Annotated in this window: 16 protein-coding genes and 5 pseudogenes; 13 read left to right on the forward strand and 8 right to left on the reverse strand. The window is 57.2% G+C overall.

The genetic code is table 11. The features are described from left to right. Positions 1-205: 205 nt before the first annotated feature. Positions 206-514, reverse strand: a complete 309-nt coding sequence (locus tag ACLI1O_RS00155; RefSeq protein ID WP_239270128.1) for a hypothetical protein — start codon at positions 512-514, stop codon at positions 206-208. 312 nt (positions 515-826) lie between these two features. Here ACLI1O_RS00155 and ACLI1O_RS00160 point away from each other — a divergent pair, with 312 nt between their 5' ends. The 6 genes from ACLI1O_RS00160 to ACLI1O_RS00185 all read left to right on the forward strand — a co-directional run bounded on the left by ACLI1O_RS00160 (position 827) and on the right by ACLI1O_RS00185 (position 8,841). Then, positions 827-2,002: an N-acetylglucosamine-6-phosphate deacetylase gene (locus tag ACLI1O_RS00160; protein WP_239270129.1), complete on the forward strand. Its 1,176-nt coding sequence runs from the start codon at positions 827-829 to the stop codon at positions 2,000-2,002. Between the two features lie 11 nt (positions 2,003-2,013). Next, complete coding sequence (gene nagB / locus ACLI1O_RS00165; RefSeq protein WP_239270130.1) at positions 2,014-2,778, forward strand: glucosamine-6-phosphate deaminase; 765 nt, start codon at positions 2,014-2,016, stop codon at positions 2,776-2,778. 57 nt (positions 2,779-2,835) lie between these two features. Next, on the forward strand, positions 2,836-4,923 hold the full coding sequence (gene nagE, locus ACLI1O_RS00170; RefSeq protein WP_411707045.1) for an N-acetylglucosamine-specific PTS transporter subunit IIBC: 2,088 nt from the start codon (positions 2,836-2,838) through the stop codon (positions 4,921-4,923). A 449-nt stretch (positions 4,924-5,372) separates the two neighbouring features. Further along, positions 5,373-6,707, forward strand: coding sequence for an IS256 family transposase (locus ACLI1O_RS00175; protein ID WP_411707046.1), 1,335 nt, complete (start codon positions 5,373-5,375; stop codon positions 6,705-6,707). Positions 6,708-6,782: 75 nt separating this feature from the next. Next, a protein-coding gene (locus tag ACLI1O_RS00180) for an IS3 family transposase (RefSeq protein WP_411701846.1) occupies positions 6,783-8,020 on the forward strand; the annotation gives its coding sequence in 2 pieces (ribosomal slippage) (positions 6,783-7,110 and positions 7,110-8,020; 1,239 coding nt in all). A gap of 137 nt (positions 8,021-8,157) precedes the next feature. After that, the gene (locus ACLI1O_RS00185; RefSeq protein WP_239270168.1) at positions 8,158-8,841 is read left to right on the forward strand and encodes a hypothetical protein; all 684 of its coding nucleotides are present in this window, start codon (positions 8,158-8,160) and stop codon (positions 8,839-8,841) included. 7 nt (positions 8,842-8,848) lie between these two features. On the opposite strand, the gene ACLI1O_RS00190 is transcribed toward ACLI1O_RS00185, so the two are convergent. Continuing rightward, the gene (locus tag ACLI1O_RS00190) at positions 8,849-9,739 is read right to left on the reverse strand and encodes a cation diffusion facilitator family transporter (RefSeq protein ID WP_005276393.1); all 891 of its coding nucleotides are present in this window, start codon (positions 9,737-9,739) and stop codon (positions 8,849-8,851) included. A 213-nt stretch (positions 9,740-9,952) separates the two neighbouring features. On the opposite strand from ACLI1O_RS00190, the pseudogene ACLI1O_RS00195 reads away from it, so the two are divergent. After that, positions 9,953-11,170: pseudogene (locus tag ACLI1O_RS00195) on the forward strand (IS3 family transposase). 47 nt (positions 11,171-11,217) lie between these two features. On the opposite strand, the pseudogene ACLI1O_RS00200 reads toward ACLI1O_RS00195, so the two are convergent. Next, positions 11,218-11,881, reverse strand: a pseudogene (locus ACLI1O_RS00200) (transposase); the annotation flags it as partial. A 114-nt stretch (positions 11,882-11,995) separates the two neighbouring features. On the opposite strand from ACLI1O_RS00200, the gene ACLI1O_RS00205 reads away from it, so the two are divergent. Continuing rightward, entirely contained in the window at positions 11,996-13,339 is a 1,344-nt protein-coding gene (locus tag ACLI1O_RS00205) for an IS256 family transposase (protein ID WP_023024702.1), read from the forward strand. Between the two features lie 75 nt (positions 13,340-13,414). On the opposite strand, the gene ACLI1O_RS00210 is transcribed toward ACLI1O_RS00205, so the two are convergent. From ACLI1O_RS00210 to ACLI1O_RS00220, 3 genes are all read right to left on the reverse strand, one after another. Next, on the reverse strand, positions 13,415-14,008 hold the full coding sequence (locus ACLI1O_RS00210; protein ID WP_239269705.1) for a cadmium resistance transporter: 594 nt from the start codon (positions 14,006-14,008) through the stop codon (positions 13,415-13,417). Beyond that, entirely contained in the window at positions 14,009-14,368 is a 360-nt protein-coding gene (gene cmtR / locus ACLI1O_RS00215; RefSeq protein WP_023024707.1) for a Cd(II)/Pb(II)-sensing metalloregulatory transcriptional regulator CmtR, read from the reverse strand. A gap of 309 nt (positions 14,369-14,677) precedes the next feature. Continuing rightward, positions 14,678-15,493 carry a TIGR02391 family protein gene (locus ACLI1O_RS00220; RefSeq protein WP_239269704.1) on the reverse strand — a complete coding sequence of 272 codons (816 nt, stop codon included), beginning with the start codon at positions 15,491-15,493 and terminating at the stop codon, positions 14,678-14,680. Between the two features lie 78 nt (positions 15,494-15,571). On the opposite strand from ACLI1O_RS00220, the pseudogene ACLI1O_RS00225 reads away from it, so the two are divergent. From ACLI1O_RS00225 to ACLI1O_RS00240, 4 genes and pseudogenes are all read left to right on the forward strand, one after another. Beyond that, a pseudogene (locus ACLI1O_RS00225) lies at positions 15,572-15,770 on the forward strand (hypothetical protein). Between the two features lie 162 nt (positions 15,771-15,932). Then, a complete protein-coding gene (locus ACLI1O_RS00230; protein WP_239269703.1) occupies positions 15,933-16,385 on the forward strand; it encodes an IS3 family transposase in 453 nt (150 codons plus the stop codon). A 40-nt stretch (positions 16,386-16,425) separates the two neighbouring features. Continuing rightward, entirely contained in the window at positions 16,426-16,572 is a 147-nt protein-coding gene (locus ACLI1O_RS00235; RefSeq protein ID WP_239269702.1) for an integrase core domain-containing protein, read from the forward strand. Between the two features lie 186 nt (positions 16,573-16,758). Then, positions 16,759-17,135: pseudogene (locus tag ACLI1O_RS00240) on the forward strand (transposase); the annotation flags it as partial. 77 nt (positions 17,136-17,212) lie between these two features. Here ACLI1O_RS00240 and ACLI1O_RS00245 read toward each other — a convergent pair. After that, positions 17,213-18,450 (reverse strand): IS3 family transposase gene (locus tag ACLI1O_RS00245; RefSeq protein ID WP_284853453.1). Its coding sequence is split into 2 segments (ribosomal slippage): positions 17,213-18,123 and positions 18,123-18,450, totalling 1,239 coding nucleotides; the frame shifts between segments, so codons are not numbered across the junction. A 72-nt stretch (positions 18,451-18,522) separates the two neighbouring features. On the opposite strand from ACLI1O_RS00245, the pseudogene ACLI1O_RS00250 reads away from it, so the two are divergent. Beyond that, positions 18,523-18,675: pseudogene (locus ACLI1O_RS00250) on the forward strand (IS256 family transposase); the annotation flags it as partial. A 100-nt stretch (positions 18,676-18,775) separates the two neighbouring features. Here the strand turns inward: ACLI1O_RS00250 and crgA are convergent. Further along, on the reverse strand, positions 18,776-19,048 hold the full coding sequence (crgA, locus tag ACLI1O_RS00255; protein WP_023024716.1) for a cell division protein CrgA: 273 nt from the start codon (positions 19,046-19,048) through the stop codon (positions 18,776-18,778). Between the last annotated feature and the right edge of the window lie 49 nt (positions 19,049-19,097).

A 19,097-nucleotide genomic window follows, 5' to 3' on the forward strand; every position in this document is an offset into this window, starting at 1 on the left:
CAATTTATCCCTGCGCTTTTGCAGGGTAGCTGCTTGATGACAAGACCGGAGGGCCCAGTTGAGCAGACTGATTATCAAGGCAATGAGCATGGATATGTCTCAAAATGCACATATAGGGCTAGTCATGAAGCAACAACCACAGTGCTAAGGGCTACGTAACTTAAAGGAGATACGTGGTCAGTTTTCATCTCTATTCTTCCGTAGGTCATTCATTGGTCGGGCGCATAAAGATATCCATCATCGAGAGGGTGGGATCTGACGAGGCAAAGATCCGGTCTGTTATATCACGCGGCGACCAGCTATCAGGGAAATCCTTGAACTCATTTGTGACAGTTCCGAGGGCCAAATCGGGACTATTTTTAACAGCAGTGAGGATGGTGAAAACCTCGTCAGGGGTGGCGTGGGAAGAGTTTATGTCATTAGCGCCGGTGGCATCAGCAATGCTGGCCCAATCATTTACTTCCGCAATATCGCTTAAAATATTAGAAACAATAGTTTCTGGTTTTAAATCCATATTTACGTTCTCCTGACGTGACGCGGTGGTTGGCGTAGGTAGCGCGCTTGCTAGAGAGAAGCCGAGGGTAGAGGTGGCATCGGCAAGCGATACTTCCTAAAGATCAATGTAGTCCAGTGGCTGGTGCGGGTCTATGCCTAAACGAAGTTGAGCATCACAGTCGATAGTCCTCGAAAATCTCACATAAAAAAGTGAAAGTGACATCATTGACACTGGGGTATGGTACCAATAGGTTATAACATAGTGCTGCGCTGGGATATCGGCGCGTTTATGGGATGGTGCCTGCCCACACAACAGAAAAGTGAACGAAATATGCAGACACAGACGAAGGGCCGCGTAGAAGGCCTGTACATCGACGAGAACGTCGAGCTGCGCGCTGGTGCGCTGAACTTTGGCGGGCGCATTGAAGACATCTCGCTTGGCGATGTCCCCGCAGCGCACGCGGACTGGCAAGCCGGTGACCCAAACGTTTTGCTGTGGGTTCCAGGTTTTGTGGACCTGCACAATCACGGCGGCAATGGTGGAAGCTTTCCCAATGGTGATTATGACCAGTGCCGCGCCGCCGCGCGCTTTCATCGCGCCCACGGCACCACCACGCTGATAGCCAGCATGGTTTCTGGGACGCAAGCGGAGCTGTGCGCGCGGGCGGAGTTGCTTGCCACGCTGGCAGATGAGGGGGATATCGCCGGCATCCATATGGAAGGCCCGTTTATCGCCGCGGCCAAATGTGGCGCGCAGGATCCATCGCGCATCGTGCCGGGAGACCCAGACTTTTTCCGCGCGGTGATCGACGCCGCCCGCGGCCACCTGCGGTCCATTACTTTCGCCCCAGAAACCCAGGCCGCTGCAGAGATCCTTGAGGTTTGTGCAGAACACGATATTATCGCCAGCTTGGGCCATACCGAAGCCGATTATGAGACCACGCTGCGGATCATGGAGCAGGCGAAAGACTTGGGCGTCACCGTGACCGGCACCCACCTTTTTAACGCCATGCCGCCCATCCACCACCGTGCACCCGGCACGGTGGCCGCGCTACTCACCGGCTCGAAAGCGGGCGATGCGGGGGTAGAGCTTATTGCCGATGGCGTGCATCTTGCCGATGGCACCGTGGATATGGCCTATAACCGCCGCTCCTTTGCGGTCACCGATGCGATGGCCGCTGCCGGCATGGCCGATGGCTCCTATGAGCTGGGCTCCCTGCCCGTTACCGTGACCGATGGCGTGGCGCGGGTGGACAGCGGCGCCATCGCCGGTGGAACCTCCACCTTGGCGCAGCAATTTGCGCGTTTTGCCGCGCGCCACGGCGCAGAGGAAGCGGTTCGGTTTACTTCCACCACGGCTGCGGACGTGTTGGGGGATAAGGACGTGGGCCGTTTGGCTCCCGGTAAGCGCGCCAACCTCGTGGGCCTGAATGCTCGATTCGAACCTGTGCGAGTCATCGCTGATGGTATCGACATCGCCGCCGCGACAGATACTGATTTACGTTAGGAAAGCACTGCATGGATATCCTCATTCGTTCCACACCAGCAGAGGTGGCTATTGCCGCCGCCGATATCTTCGTCCGCTATGCCAACGCCGGGGCCACCTTGGGGCTGGCCACGGGTTCTACTCCGGTAGCGATGTATCAAGAACTCACCGCCCGCTACGAGCGCCAGGAGGTGAGTTTCGCTCGCAGCCGCGCCTTCCTCCTCGATGAATACGTGGGGCTGGCTCGCTCCCATGAGCAGTCGTATTACTCCACCATCCGCCGCGTATTTACCAGCCACGTCGACTTCATCGATGAGTTAGTGCAGAGCCCCGAGGGCGATGCCGCGGACTCGGACCGCGCCGCAGCCGCCTATGACCAGGCCATTCGCCATGCTGGCGGCATCGATATCCAGCTGCTTGGCATCGGTGGCAATGGGCACATCGGCTTTAATGAGCCCTCCAGCTCCTTGCAATCGCGCACGCGCCTGGAAACGCTGCACCCGCGGACGGTGCAGGATAATGCCCGCTTCTTCGAGAACACGGACAGTGTTCCTCGCTATGCGCTAACCCAGGGGCTCGGCACCATCAGCGAAGCCCGCCACCTATTGCTGCTGGCCACTGGGACTGAAAAATCCAGCGCGGTCCGCGACATGGTGGAGGGCCCGCTGTCCGCGCACTGCCCGGCCTCGGTCCTCCAGCTACACCAGCGGGCCACGGTGATTCTCGATGAAGACGCGGCTTCCCAGCTGGAAGATCACGAGTACTACCGCTTTGTGGATGAGCACCGCCCGCACTAAAGCCCTCTTTTACCTCTTTACACCTTTGAAAGGACTCCTCCCGTGAAACTCAATATTATGGGGCCGCTGCAGCGGCTCGGAAAGGCGCTGATGGGCGCCGTGGCAGTACTGCCTGTCGCGGCGATCCTCGGCGGCGTTGGCTACTGGATAGCCAGCGTTGCCGGCCAGGATAACGTGGTCGCGCAGCTGCTCGTCAGCTCCGGTGGTGCCGTGCTGGATAACCTGGGCTGGATCTTCGCCGTAGCCATCGCCTTTGGCCTGGCCAAAGACTCCAATGGTGCCTCCGCACTGTCCGGTTTCCTGGCGTATGCCACCTTCATGAAGCTCTTGGGCCCCGACGCGGTGGCCGGCTATCGCGGCATCGAAGATCCCGAGGCTCTTACGGGCGACGAAGCCATCGAATGGGCGGCTGAAGGTTGGAATGCAGTCGGTGACGGCAACGTTCTTTTCGGCATCCTTGCAGGCATCATGGCGGCGATGATCTATAACCGCTTCCATGGCACTAAGCTGCCGGACTTCCTGGCCTTCTTCTCTGGCCGCCGCCTCGTCCCCATCCTCACTGCGCTTTTCGCCATCGTGGTTTCCGCCATCCTCTACTTCGTATGGCCCTTCATTTACCACGCGCTCTTCAACTTCGGTACCTCCATCCAGGGCCTCGGTGCTGCGGGTGCGGGCATCTACGGCGTGGCCAACCGCCTGCTCATTCCGACGGGTCTGCACCACGCACTGAACTCCGTGTTCTGGTTCGACGTTATTGGTATTAACGACATCGGTAACTTCCAATCCGGCCAATCCACTATCGACGCGGCCGCCGCGGCTACCTCCGCCGCAGAGTGCCCTGGTATTTGGGAAAACGGACAATGCACCGTGGACGGAGTTGTTGGGCGCTACCAGGCCGGATTCTTCCCAATCATGATGTTCGGCCTGCCAGGTGCCGCCCTGGCCATGTACCTGCGCGCGGACAAGGGCCGCCGCAAGGTCATCGGCTCCCTCATGGCCGCAGGCGCCCTAGCTTCCTTCTTCACCGGCGTGACTGAGCCACTGGAGTTCTCCTTTATGTTCGTCGCCCCGCTGCTTTATGTGGTGCACGCGCTGCTGACCGGCCTCTCCGTCTTTATCGCCGCCACGATGGAATGGACCGCGGGCTTCGGCTTCTCCGCAGGTTTCGTGGACATGCTGTTGTCCTCGCAAAACCCGCTAGCGAATAAGTGGTACATGCTCCTAATTATGGGCGTTATTTTCTTCGCCCTGTATTTCGTTATATTCTACTACCTCATCGGCTGGTTTAACCTGAAGACCCCGGGCCGCGGCGATGACGAGGACGCCCCTGAAGACGACGATGCCGCCGCAGGCGATGATAAGACCGCCGCTTCCGCCTCCCGCATCATCGAGGGTCTCGGCGGCAAGGACAATATCGATTCCTTGGACTACTGCACCACCCGCCTGCGCGTGGGTGTGAAGGATCGCGCGCTTGTCGATGACCCCACTATCAAGCGCGCCGGGATTTCCGGCGTCATCCACCCCTCCGAAAAGAACGTGCAGGTCATCGTGGGCCCCTCCGTGCAGTTCATGTTTGACGAGGTCAACCAACAGCTGCGCACCGGCTCTGCAGCGGTAGCTACGGCGCCGGCGAAGCCTAGCGAAGATTCTCTCCCCGCAGAGAAAATCGGGACCGATGTGGAGCTCCGCGCCCCGTTCGAGGGAACCGTCGTGCCTCTCTCCGAGGTCCCCGATGAGTCCTTTGCTCAGGGCATGGTGGGCGAAGGCTTCGCCGTCATTCCTACCGAGATCGATGCCTTCGATGTCTGTGCCCCAGTAGATGGCACCATCACGATGGTCTTCAAGACCGGCCATGCCTTTGGCATGCGGACTGAAGAAGGTCTTGACCTGCTCATTCACATCGGCATCGATACCGTGGAATTGAAGGGCGAGGGCTTTACTAAGCTCGTGGACAAGGGCGATGTCGTCCGCGCCGGCACCCCCATCATCGCGGTGGAGTCTGAGAAGCTGCGCGAACGCGGCATCAACCTCATTACCCCGGTGGTCTGCCCCACGGCAAAGCAAATCGCTGGAGTAGATATCGAACACGAGGGCCGCGCTGACCAGAGCGTCTCCGTTGCCCGTGTGCGCCCGGCTGGCCACTAGAATTTGCCCTTCCAGCTTTTCTTTGAGACTGGTGGCCAGGTCTAGAAGTTCGTCCGGGTTATCTGCGGGGCGCTGTTGAGATAGATTTCGCTGCGCCTTGCGCACGAACTTTGAGAGTGTGCCGGCGCCGCGCGCTAGTGGGGAAGCGGCAGGAAGTTCCGCCAGTAGTGCCGTAAGTGTTTGGCGGCACTACTGGCGGCGTCTAACGTGTACTTGTAGTCTCCAGTGTCCCCGTGGGCTCCGATGAACAAAGCTCACTGAAATGTCCTAGGAACAAAACCCGGGGCACTTCAAATTTCTGTCGCGCTAACGTGGTCGAGTCCCTGCGGCAGCGGCTTTTCACAACTTCATGGGCGGTTCAGTTGATGCCGGTAAGGAAACCTGAGAGTGTCTAATGGTTTGTGTGTGGGAACCTAACCCGCATAAGGAGATGAACCAGAATGACTACTATGGCGAGACGAGATCCGGCTGATAAGGCCAAGATTGATGCGATTGAAAAGAAGCTGCTTGCTAACCCAGAAATCGCGAAACTGATTGATGAGCTAGGCACGTCGACAACGGATGCCAATGACCTAGTTCGGGGCATGTTGCAAGCCTCAATTACCCGGGGTTTGAATGCTGAAATGGATGCCCACCTAGGCTATGAGCCCGGCGATAGAGCAGCTAAAGCTACTGCTGGAACAGACAATCACCGCAACGGCACCTACCCGAAAACCGTGGATTCTAACTACGGGCCAGTAAACATTGATGTTCCACGAGACAGAAACGGCACGTTTGTTCCTACTATGATGCCCAAAGGCTCCAGGCGGCTGACAGATGTTGACGATATGATTGTCAGCTTATATGCCGGCGGAATGACCATTCGGGATATCCAGCACCATATGGCAACTGCGATGCGGGTTGATATCTCCCATGAGACGATCTCCGCAGTCACCGACGCCGTCCTCGACGAGGTCATGATCTGGCAAAACCGCCAGTTAGACGAGTTCTACCCCGTGATATTCCTGGATGCGTTGCGCATTAAAGTCCGCGACGGCGGCCGGGTAGTTAACAAGTCTGCGTACATGGCAATCGGGGTGGACCTCGACGGGATCAAGCATATTTTGGGATTGTGGATTGCCAAAGAAGAAGGTGCTTCCTTCTGGGCGCAGGTATGCGCCAACCTGGCCAATCGTGGGGTCAAAGACGTCTTTATCGTCTGCTGTGACGGGCTGAAAGGCCTACCAGAGGCAGTGGAGGCAACTTGGCCGAACTCTATGGTGCAAACCTGTATCGTGCACTTAATTCGTGCTGCGAATCGATGGGTGGCCTATGGGGATCGCCGCGCTGTATCAGCCGCGTTGAAAAAGGTCTACACCGCCGCAGACGAGCCCACAGCTAAGGCGGCCTTAGACGAATTCGAGGCCTCCGAGCTGGGTGTGAAGTATCCTCAGTCGGTCAAGGTCTGGCAGGACGCATGGGATAGATTCGTGCCATTTTTGCAGTTCCCACCAGCAGCCAGGAAGGTCATCTATACGACGAACTCCATTGAGTCGTTTAACAACCAGCTGCGTAAAGCCACCCGCAACAGGGTGCAGTTCACCAACGATGAATCCGCGCTGAAAACGCTGTGGCTGATGATCTGCAATATTGAAGACAAACGAGCCGCAAAGAGAGCCAAGCAAGGCAAACGAGTCTTAGCGACAGCCGGCAGACTCATGGAAGGAGCCCGAGTTTCCGGCTGGAAACAAGCCATTAACCAAATGGCCGTGGCCTTTCCCGACCGCTTCGACAAATACCTATAAACCTAGGACCTGACCCCCAGATGGTGGACACCTTGAAACCAGCATCTCGCTGGGGAAGTGAGGTACCTTTCCACCATGCCACGCAAGACCTACACCGAGCAGTTCAAGCGCGACGCAGTCTCGTTGTACGAGTCGACCCCCGGAGCAACGCTCAACGCGATCGCCTCCGATCTCGGGGTCAACCGCAACTCCCTGCGCACCTGGCTCGACGCCTTCGGCACCGGCACCAAAACCAACGCCAACGGTGAAAAAGTCGCCAGCCCCATTGCCGCAGCCAACAGCGCACGCACGCCTGCTGAAGGACTCTCCGACGCCGAACGCATCCGCGTGCTGGAACGCGAAAACGCCAAGCTCCGGGAGGAACGAGAGATTCTCCGCAAGGCGGCCAAATATTTCGCGGAAGAGACGAACTGGTGAACCGCTTCCGGTTCGTTGATGACAACCGAGGCCTCTACGAGGTCAAGCGGTTATGTGAGGTTTTGAAGATCAACCGGTCCTCGTATTACAAATGGAAATCAGCTGCTCCTGCCCGCCGGCGACGCGTCCTTGACGACGCGGTGCTGGGAGCGAGGATCAAGGCCGTGTTCACGGCCGAGAACGGTTGTTACGGGGCGAAACGCGTGACGGCGGCCATCAATTCCGATCCAGCCAACGACGACCTTTTCAATCACAAGCGCACCGCCAGGTTGATGCGCCAGATGGGCCTGTTCGGCTACACCAAAAAACGCCGGGTGAAGACCACCGTGTCTGCGAAACGGGCTCCGAAGTTGCCCGACCTGCTGAAACGCCGGTTCACCGCGGAGAAACCGAACACCATCTACGTCGGCGATATCACGTACCTGCCGATCGCGGACGGGTCGAATATGTACCTGGCCACCGTCATCGACTGCTATTCGCGGCAGTTGACCGGTTTCGCGATCGCCGACCACATGCGCACGGAGTTGGTCGAAGAAGCTCTCACGATGGCCCACGGGGTCCGAGGCAACCTTGACGGGGCGATTTTTCACTCCGATCATGGCAGCGTCTATACCTCTGGGCAATACCGGAAGCTGTGTGAACGATTCGGTGTCACCCAGTCGATGGGAGCAATCGGGACGAGCGCGGACAACTCGTTGGCGGAGTCGTTCAACGCCACGCTGAAACGGGAAGTCCTCCAGGACGAGTCCGTTTTCCCAAGTCAGATCGTATGTCGTCGGGACGTGTTCCGGTGGTGCACGCACTACAACACCAAGCGCTTGCACTCGTGGTGCGGCTATCGCTCGCCGAACGCCTTCGAAGCCGCCGGATCAGCTACACTTACTATCGCATCTTGATTAAATCCCCGTGTCCACTTTCCGGGGTTCGGGCCCCTAGCCCCACACACAAACAACTTGACACCCTCCGAACAAGCAAGCATTGATAGATGCAGGTCTGCACTACATTTTGTCGGTGAAACCCCACCGTGCCTGAGGTGATTGAAACCTGGCGGCGGGAAATCCCTGGTGAAGCCTACGCCCACGGCCAGATCTGGACACAAGCCTCGGCAAGCGATGCGCGCAAACACACAACCCCGAATACGGTGACCCACTTCCAGTACTCCTATGATCGGGCCAGACGCGGCCTGCGCGGAATCAAAGAGCAAGTCGCAAAAGCCAAACGCGCTGTTGACGGCGCAATCGCCATTAAGCGCAACCGCTATTTCGATCTTTCCACCCCGAACAAGAAGGTCAACTACGCTCTCGCTGCCAAACACCGAGCCCTAGCCGGAATTAAAGGCTATGAAACCGACCTGACCGCTCTTCCCGCCCAGGAGGTTATCGGGCATTACCGCAGGCTATTCCACATTGAAAATGTCGTATCGGATGTCGAAATCAGACCTGAAAGCACGCCCAATCTATGCGAGGAAACAAAACTCGATCACAGCACATCTCAATATTGTGATGGCAGCACTAGCCGTGACCCACCTGATGGAGACCCGCAGTGGTCACTTCATCAAACGCCTCGTGAGAACACTCAAGAAATACCGCAGCTTTCAACTCGTCGTTGGCGGCGAAACCATTCACGCCGCCGTACCATTCCCGCCCGACCTCACTGCCACCATCCAAGTAATCACCGGCCGCGAACTTCCGCACAAAATTGGCCTAAGTCAGGTTAGAAGGGAATCAGCACACCGTCTCGTGGGATTCGTGCTCTGGGTGCTCAATCTGGATGGTGGAGTGCTCGATACCGTGTTCGCGCAGGGCCTGCTGGGCGGCATCCAACAGCGGGCCGGTGCCGACGGTGCCGTCGCGCACGATATGCACGGTCGTGAGCACGTTCACGCCGTCCAGGCTCCACAGGTGCAGGTCGTGGATGTCAGCAACGCCCTCGACCTGCCGCAGCGCGGGCTCGATCGCACTGGCGTCGAAGTCCGCCGGGACTTGCTCGAGCAGCACGCTCGTCGAAAGCCGCATGAGCTGCCAGGCGCGCGGCAGCACCATCGCCGCGATCGCTAGGGAGGCGATCACGTCCGCCGCCACAAACCCCGTGGTCAGTACCACGATGCCGGCCACGATTACTGCGACAGAGCCGAGCATATCCACTAACACGTGCAAGAACGCGCCCTCCACGTTGATCGAGGATTTGCGGTGCCGGTGCAGAACCCACGCCGATAGCGCATTCGCCACCAGGCCGATCACCGCGATGATCAGCATCGTTTTTCCCTGCACTTCGGCCGGGCTCTGCAGGCGGCGCACCGCCTCGACGACAATCCACACCGAGATCGCCAGCACCATCACTGCGTTCGCCAGTGCAGCAAGCACCTCCACTCGTCGGTAGCCGTACGTGGCCTGAGCCGATGCTTGTCGGCGCCCAACCAACACCGCTAACACCGCGATGATCAACCCCGCAGCGTCGGAAAGCATGTGCATCGCATCCGCCATCAGCGCCATCGAACCCGCCAACCAGCCGCCGATCAGCTCCGCGAAGAAGACGGTGCCGGTAATGCCTAGCGCAATCAAGAGTGCGCGCAGCGGCGTGCTGGAGTGATCGTGGTCGTGGTGCTCGTGTGCCATGCACTCAGCCTATCCCCGTCGACGCTTATTGACAATTAAATGCAAATGGATGGCGGTAAGCGCAGCCACTGAGGCCAAGTCGGCCTGCTTTAGGTCATTGTGCAGTTGTCCTTTGAATGTGTAGAGAAGCTGAAACATGAACAACCAAAAAGGTGAGGTTACCCTCGTTTAGTGGACACCCGATTAGTGCGGATTTTGTGTCCGTAGGAGAGGATGTTCATTGTGAGTCAACAACGCCAGAAATACACACCTGAGTATCGACGCGAAGCCGCGAACCTGGTAATCGAATCGCAGCGCCCAATTGCTCATGTAGCGAAAGAAATTGGTGTCGCACCTGGTCTTTTAGGCCGATGGGTAAAAAATGAGCGTCAACGCCTAAGGATCTTCCGATGGATTAAGCGAGGCTGATCTTCGTGCGGAGAATGCTCGTCTGCGTCGTGAGCTGGCAGAAGCCAAGATGGATAATGAGTTTTTGTCAAAAGCGACAGCCTTCTTCGCTTTAAGGCAACGCGAAGAGAAAAGTTCGAATTAATGCAGCAGGAGAAGGCGAATTTCAGTATCAAGCGCATGGCGCGCTTGTTGAAGGTATCTCGGTCTGGATACTACAAATGGACCCATATACAGCAGCAACGCTTAACCGGTAAGGATGATCGTGCATCATTTTACGATGATGTTGATCGCAAGATTCATCAGATTTGGAAAGACTCCGATGAGGTCTATGGTGCTCCGCGGATCACCGCAGAGCTAGGTGAGCGCTACCAGATCAGTGTGAATCGCAAGACTGTGGCCAAGCGGATGCGTCTGATGGGCATTGAAGGGATTTCACCGCGTGCTTTTGTGCCGGTGACAACGATTCAATCTAAGCGTAAATCTGCTCTTCCTGACCTGGTAAAGCGCATGTTTGATGCCGGCGAGCTCAATCGAGTATGGATGTCGGACATTACCTACCTGCGCACCGGCGAGGGCTGGTTGTACTTATGCGCAGTTCGCGACGGTCATTCCCGCAGGGTACTGGGCTGGGCTATGGATAGCGTGCAAGATACATTCCTGGTCGAACGAGCGCTGCGGATGGCACATACACTGCGTGGTGACGTTCCTGAGGGGCTGGTGTTTCACGCTGACCGGGGAACACAATTTACCAGCGAGCAGCTCTGGGACGTGTGCCGCAACCTAGGGGTTGCTCAGTCTGTGGGGCGTACTGGGGTGTGTTTCGATAACGCGATGGCCGAGTCGTTCTGGTCGACGCTTAAGACCGAGTTCTACGACCGGAAACGCTGGGCAACCCGCGATACTGCGCGTCAGGCTGTGGCTTACTGGATTGAAGTAGTCTACAACCGTCGGCGCCGGCACTCCGCCCTTGGGATGGTCAGCCCCGTCGATTTCGAAAACCACACCAGCCTAACCACCAGCAGAAAAGAAATCGCTGCCTAACCACTAGGTAGCTCCACTACGTGTCCACGATTTGCGGGCAACCCCAACTGGTTATTGAGTGTTCGGCGTTCCTTTGGCACGGGTGTTTTCTCGTTGAGGAATGTTTTGAATACCTGACCGAAGTCGTGCAGACGTAGCGTCCACTCCCGTGCCTGTTCGAGTGTGGTGACACGGGTTAGTTTCAGCGCCAGTGCGTAGATGGTTTTGCCGGCGTCGGTGCGCGGCCGTGAGGTGGTGTAGCGGCGGATGACGCGTTGCGCATGGACGAGACAACGCTGAATCATCGCGTTTGGCCAGCAGGCTTTAATCGCGGTGAGTGCGCCTTGTCCGACGTCGATGACGACGCAGAGCGGCTCGGCGATTTTGCGAAGAAGCTGCGTGTATGCGTGGACAGTTTCGTGTTTGGTCCAGTGCCAAGCAATGACGTGGTGGCGTCGATGAAGATCTGCTCGTAGACGCGCTGCGGGGCACCGTCGTTGGGGACGTCGATGAGCCAAAACGGTTCAATCGGCGATCAAGTGTCCAACGACTCACCCTTTGTGGCCCGGCGAGTTCAGACAACGTCACTGTGGAGGTGACATAGGAGATGAAGGCTTTAAAGTCGCAGGCCTGAGTGAGATCGGTGCGGGTTCGTGTCGTGGAGCTGCCGCAGTTCGGGTCTTTGCACCGCCACCTGGTTGTGCCTTTGGATGTGGTTCCGTTTTTCTTCATTTGCCCAGCACATACCGGGCATCGTGGTCTGTTTTTACTCACCCGGAAAGCACACCAGAGAGTGTCTGATGGTTTGTGTGTGGGTACCTAACCTGCATGAGGAGATGGACCAGAATGACTACTGTGGCGAGACGAGATCCGGCTGATAAGGCCAAGATTGATGCGATTGAAAAGAAGCTGCTTGCTAATCCTGACATCGCGAAACTGATTGATGACCTAGGCACGTCCACAACGGATGCCAACGACCTAGTTCGCGGCATGTTACAAGCCTCGATTACCAGGGGACTCAACGCTGAAATGGATGCCCACCTGGGCTACGAGTCTGGCGACAGGAGCGCTAAAGCTGCAGCTAGAACAGACAATTACCGCAACGGGTCGTATCCAAAGACCGTGGATTCTAACTGCGGGCCAGTCACCGTTGATGTCCCTCGGGATCGGGCTGGAACATTCTTTCCGACTATGGTCCCTAAAGGTTCTAGGCGCTTGACTGATCTTGATGACATGATCGTCAGCTTGTATGCCGGTGGGATGACAATTAGGGATATCCAGCATCATATGGCAACGGCGATGCGTGTCGATATTTTCCATGAGACGATTTCTGCGGTTACTGACGCCGTGCTCGATGAGGTTATGGTCTGGCAAAACCGCCAGCTAGACGAGTTCTACCCCGTGGTTTTCCTGGACGCGTTGCGCATTAAAGTCCGCGACGACGGCCGAGTAGTCAACAAATCTGCGTACATGGCAATCGGCGTGGATCTCGACGGTATTAAGCACATTTTAGGATTGTGGATTGCCAAGGAAGAAGGCGCTTCATTCTGGGCGCAGGTATGCGCCAACTTTTCTAACCGTGGGGTCAAGGACGTCTTTATCGTCTGCTGTGACGGGCTGAAAGGCCTGCCAGAGGCAGTTGAGGCAACCTGGCCGAACTCTATGGTGCAAACCTGTATCGTGCACCTGATTCGCGCCGCTAACCGGTGGGTAGCCTACGGGGATCGCCGGGGCGTATCAGCCGCGTTGAAAAAGATTTACACTGCCACGGACGAGCCCACAGCACAGGTTGCTTTAGACGAATTTGAAGCCTCCGAGCTGGGTGAGAAATATCCCCGCTCAGTCAAGGTCTGGCGTGATGCGTGGGCGCGTTTCGTACCGTTTCTGCAGTTCCCACCAGCAGCCAGGAAGGTCATCTATACGACGAATTCCATTGAGTCGTTTAACAACCAATTGCGTAAAGCTACTCGCAACAGGGTGCAGTTCACCAACGATGAATCCGCGCTCAAGACGCTGTGGTTGATGATCTGCAATATTGAAGACAAACGAGCTGTAAAGAGAGCCAAGCAGGGCAAACGAGTCTCAAGAACAGCCGGCAGACTCATGGAAGGAGCCCGAGTTTCTGGCTGGAAACAAGCCATCAACCAGATGGCCGTGGCTTTTCCCGACCGCTTCGACAAATACCTATAAACCTAGCCCCACACACAAACAACTTGACACGCTCGGAAACCTAGAGAGGCCCTAGCAGCACGGGGGATGAGTTTATTAAAGGCCGAAGGCGCCGCCGCTGACGAGGATGAAGGTACCCAGGCCGATCAAGACGATAGGGAACAGCACATGCTCCCAGCGTTCGAGAATCTCCGCGATGGGCGGACGGGTGGCCACGAACTTCGCCAACAGGACCAGGCCCGCCACCAGAATCAGAAAGACAACGCAGTAGATGATAACGGTGGCGGTATCCACGTTGAGAAAAACCGGGACATAGACGCCGATATTGTCGCCACCGTTGGCAAAGGTCACCCCGGCGACGGTCAAGACGCTTACGTTCTTTCCGCTGACTTTCGCGTCATCGTCGTCATCGTCTCCCCGCCAGGCTTGCCAGGCCGCCCACAGCCCCAGGGCCAGGGGGATTAGCCCGAAGTAGGGGATCGCCTCGGTGGGCAGGAAGGCATCCGCCCCTAGGGTGACCAGAATCGTGGCTGCGAGGATGCCCGCGAAACCAAGATACTGCCCGGCCAGGATCCGAAGTGTGGTCCCTGCTTGGCCGGCCCCACGGGCGAAGAACAGCGAGAGCACGATGATGTCGTCGATATTGGTGGCGATAAACAGACCAACCGCCCCCAGGAGACCAGTTACCACTTACCTGTTCCCCTCTCCGGTGGCACACCCGGGCACGTCACATGCCGAGTCAATACACGGGGCATTTTCGTCGGCAGCCAGAGTGGTATCTAGCAGTGAGTTCAACGCTTGGACAAGATGGGCGTCGACGATCTCGTAGCGGGTCTTCCTCCCCTGCGGTTCTGCGACCACAATTCCGCAGTCCCGTAGGCAAGTGAGGTGGTTCGACACATTTGACCGCGTCAGTTCCAGTTCCCGGGCGAGAGCGGCCGGGTAGGCCGGGCCGCCCAGCAGGGTCAGGAGAATACGGGATCGGGTGGGATCGGCCATCGCCCGACCCAATCGGTTCATCACGTCCAAGCGCGAAGCAATAGTCAGCATGTACTGGACTATACAGCGTCTGCTGAACTGTTGCAACGAGGGGCGAACGTCGGCCCGACGGTGATGTGTGGGACACCAGCATCCTTCGGTACTGTCTGTGTCGAATTCGTTCGTCTATGAACAGCAGGCTGCCGCAAGGGTCACTCAGGCGGCCGAGGCCTCTGTTCCGGACAAGGACAAGGAGCAATCCGCGGGGCTGCCCCCACGAGCGTCAAGAAGAAAGCGTAACTGGCCGGCTGTCAGGGACGCCACCGCCTCCCACCCCTGACATATTGCCTTAGGGGTGGCGGTAATTCGACCATCCGCAGCTTAGGCTTGGCCCTTCAGCCAACTCCTGTCGATGACCCGGTGTGCATAGGAGATCATCGCCATGGCGTCGAGAAAATCTTGTCCCTTTTCTTCCGATCCCAGACGTGCGCGATGGGCGCGATCGTTACGAAGGTGTCCGTAGATTCCGTTGAGTAGATGGATGAATCCGAAATGCTCGGCCTCATCTGCTGGGCTGGAGAAATCGTTTATGAATCGTGGCCCAGGGTTATTGCGTGTACCGAACACGTACTGAGTGAGCTTCTCTCCGTCAAGCGCGCAGTCTGCGGGCCGGATACGTTCCATCAGTGACTTTGTCGCTTCGGTTACAGCATGGAACATCGACTGATTAATCAGTTCTTCTTCACAAAATCTCAGCGCCTCGGGATGAGTGCCGCGCAAGACAAGCTTCTCTTTTATCCGCCTGGTCAGGGCGTCGGCGCCGATGACGCCTTCACCTGTAGGGACGATGTGCCCCTCCGCGGTGACGCTGAACCGATAGGTGCGAAGGATTGTGTCGACGTCGGAGATGATCCGTTGACGCTTCTGTGGCCCCTTCAAGAACCGGGCTGGAGCTAGAGCCTCTGAAACAAAACGTGCCAGTGGCCCGCTCGACTCAGCGGATTGTTGCTCGTTCATCAAGGCGTGGTAGGCGATATCAGTCTTGGAGGAAAAACCCTCGAGCACCGTGATACCGGCCGCGGCGAAGACATTATGCATCTCCGTAGCTGAGATTCCCTCCCCTCCTGCCACGAGTGCCTTGCAGAGTGCGCGTGTCAGAGCGGGGTTAGCAACTGGAAGGTTATTTTTAGAAAGCATGCTATGAATTTAGCGAGTGCGTCCCAGCATGTGTCACCGGATAGGGAAGAGTGCGCAGTTTCTGGCACGCTGTTTGAAGTGTCCCAGGTTTTGTTCCGTTTGAGTAGATGGGAAAATCTGGAACATGCCGAGAAAATTTGACCAGGATGCAAAGGACCGAGTGGTCCGTCTTGTAGAGGACCGCATCGTGGCGGAAAATATGTCGATGCACCCCGCGTGCCAGGCAGTAGCCCCAAAGCTGGGGGTTTCATGGCACACGGCTCGTCAATGGACTTAAGCCTGCCCGCCGTGCGGGAAACATCCCAGAACCTGTGCCTGAAAATGTGGCCGCCGAAAACGCGAGGCTGCGCCGTGAAAATCACCAGCTACGCGACACTAATGAGCTGCTGAAGGCCGCGTCAGCTTTTTCGCCTCATGACTCGACCCGAAACGTTAAGAAATGATCCGGTTCATCGATGACTACCGGAGCAGTTTCTCTGTCGAGTTCATTTGTAAGACGTTGAAGAATAACCGGGCTGGTGGGTTTATCACCTCGCGTGGTTATCGCCAGTTCAAGGCCCGTGGATTAAGCGCTCGTCGCCTTCGCGATACTATGTTGGTTGAACGCATTAGTGCTGTTCATAGAGATAATTACGGTGTCTACGGCGTGCGGAAAATGTGGCATGCTCTCCGCCGTGACGGAATCGATATCGGCCGTGAACACGCTACCCGACTGATGCGCCTGGCTGGCGTTTCTGGCAAAGGCAAAGGCGGATCACCAATCACAATCCGAAAAGCTAACGTGCCTGATTTGCGCCCAGATTTGGTCGAGCGTGAATTTAAAGCTCAAGGACCGAATAAGCTGTGGGTGGCCGACATTACCTACGTGCGCACGAAGAAAGGCTTTGTGTAGAACGTGAGCTGCTGTGCGTGGCAGGCCTCGGGTGTTACGTATGGATAACGGCCCGGAGTTCATCAGCCGTGAGCTGGCTAGTTGGGCTGCTAAGCAAGACACTGTCGAGGCGTTCATCCCACTGGGGATGCCATGGCATAACGGGTTTGTGGAGTCCTTCCACAACCGGCTACGCGACGAGCTGTGAGAGGACGAGATGTTCGACGACCCCGCCCATGCGTCGCGTTGCCTGCGACTGTGGTCGAAGCGCTATAATACCTATTATCCTCATTCGAGCCTAGGGTTTATCCCGCCGACTGAGTACGCCAACCAATGGCACCAAACCCAGGAAGGCACTCAAACCGCCCGGTCTTAAAAACCAGCCTGGCCCACCCGCGGACTTGATGATGTCTACCTCACTACCAGTGATGCCCATTTAGGTATCCAGCACGCGATTAGTGACGTGTTACTGAATGCGTCCTGGCAACGATGTCGAACCCATTTCGCCAAAAACCTATCGTCGATGGTGCCCAAGACGCAGTGGCCAACCCTATCGGCGATGTTTCATACGGTACTCCAGCAGCAAGATTCGGAATCGGTGTGGTCCCAAGCCACAGAGGTCGTGGCGTTTTGCCAGCAGAAGTTCCACACGTTGCTAACTACCTGGAAGAAGCCCTCGACGAACTATTGGCGTTTACAAACGCGCTGGCATCAGTGTGGAAGAAAGACTGGCCGAATAATCCCGCTGAACGGCTCAATCGTGAAATCTGGTGACGTACAGATGTCGTCGGCATCTTCCCCAATCTTGACGGGGGCCCGAACCCCGGAAAGTGGACACGGGGATTTAATCAAGATGCGATAGTAAGTGTAGCTGATCCGGCGGCTTCGAAGGCGTTCGGCGAGCGATAGCCGCACCACGAGTGCAAGCGCTTGGTGTTGTAGTGCGTGCACCACCGGAACACGTCCCGACGACATACGAGCTGACTTGGGAAAACGGACTCGTCCTGGAGGACTTCCCGTTTCAGCGTGGCGTTGAACGACTCCGCCAACGAGTTGTCCGCGCTCGTCCCGATTGCTCCCATCGACTGGGTGACACCGAATCGTTCACACAGCTTCCGGTATTGCCCAGAGGTATAGACGCTGCCATGATCGGAGTGAAAAATCGCCCCGTCAAGGTTGCCTCGGACCCCGTGGGCCATCGTGAGAGCTTCTTCGACCAACTCCGTGCGCATGTGGTCGGCGATCGCGAAACCGGTCAACTGCCGCGAATAGCAGTCGATGACGGTGGCCAGGTACATATTCGACCCGTCCGCGATCGGCAGGTACGTGATATCGCCGACGTAGATGGTGTTCGGTTTCTCCGCGGTGAACCGGCGTTTCAGCAGGTCGGGCAACTTCGGAGCCCGTTTCGCAGACACGGTGGTCTTCACCCGGCGTTTTTTGGTGTAGCCGAACAGGCCCATCTGGCGCATCAACCTGGCGGTGCGCTTGTGATTGAAAAGGTCGTCGTTGGCTGGATCGGAATTGATGGCCGCCGTCACGCGTTTCGCCCCGTAACAACCGTTCTCGGCCGTGAACACGGCCTTGATCCTCGCTCCCAGCACCGCGTCGTCAAGGACGCGTCGCCGGCGGGCAGGAGCAGCTGATTTCCATTTGTAATACGAGGACCGGTTGATCTTCAAAACCTCACATAACCGCTTGACCTCGTAGAGGCCTCGGTTGTCATCAACGAACCGGAAGCGGTTCACCAGTTCGTCTCTTCCGCGAAATATTTGGCCGCCTTGCGGAGAATCTCTCGTTCCTCCCGGAGCTTGGCGTTTTCGCGTTCCAGCACGCGGATGCGTTCGGCGTCGGAGAGTCCTTCAGCAGGCGTGCGTGCGCTGTTGGCTGCGGCAATGGGGCTGGCGACTTTTTCACCGTTGGCGTTGGTTTTGGTGCCGGTGCCGAAGGCGTCGAGCCAGGTGCGCAGGGAGTTGCGGTTGACCCCGAGATCGGAGGCGATCGCGTTGAGCGTTGCTCCGGGGGTCGACTCGTACAACGAGACTGCGTCGCGCTTGAACTGCTCGGTGTAGGTCTTGCGTGGCATGGTGGAAAGGTACCTCACTTCCCCAGCGAGATGCTGGTTTCAAGGTGTCCACCATCTGGGGGTCAGGTCCACGCTGTGGTGCGCCTTGTCTGTGCGGTCTTGGCTGAACAACATGATGACTGGATTCAGCAAAACCGCTACATGTCGCTAACGAGCCTGGAACAGACCAAAGCGTTGATCACCGTCAACGTCATTGACGCTGACACCTCCAAGGAAGTCGCGTGAACCAGTTAGAGCACCGGGTACGTGCTGACCCCCTGAGCCCATAACACTGCTTGTTTCAACGAAAGGCAGAAACACCACTCAAACAGACTTGACCAGCGGCCTAGCGCCAGCCCATGGTCATGAGCAGGCCAATGAGGGCGAGGCCGAAGCCAATCCCGTAGTTCCAACCGCTGAGCTCCGCCATGAAGGGGATGGATTCACCGGCGAGGTAATTGACCACGAGCCACAGCAGGCCAATGACCATCAGGCCAAGCATGATGGCCACGTACCATTTCGGGGTGCCTTCAGAGTTGATTTTGACCGGGGTGCGGTTTGCCCCAGAAGAGCTCGATACCTGGGTGGCAGAGCTCTGGGTGATCTTTGACTTTGGCATAAGAGACCTTCTCTAGATTTCAGTTCTTATCTCAGTGCTTACTGATGAA

Origin of the sequence: Corynebacterium sp. LaCa78, assembly GCF_046717505.1 — a bacterium.
Lineage (GTDB): Bacteria > Actinomycetota > Actinomycetes > Mycobacteriales > Mycobacteriaceae > Corynebacterium.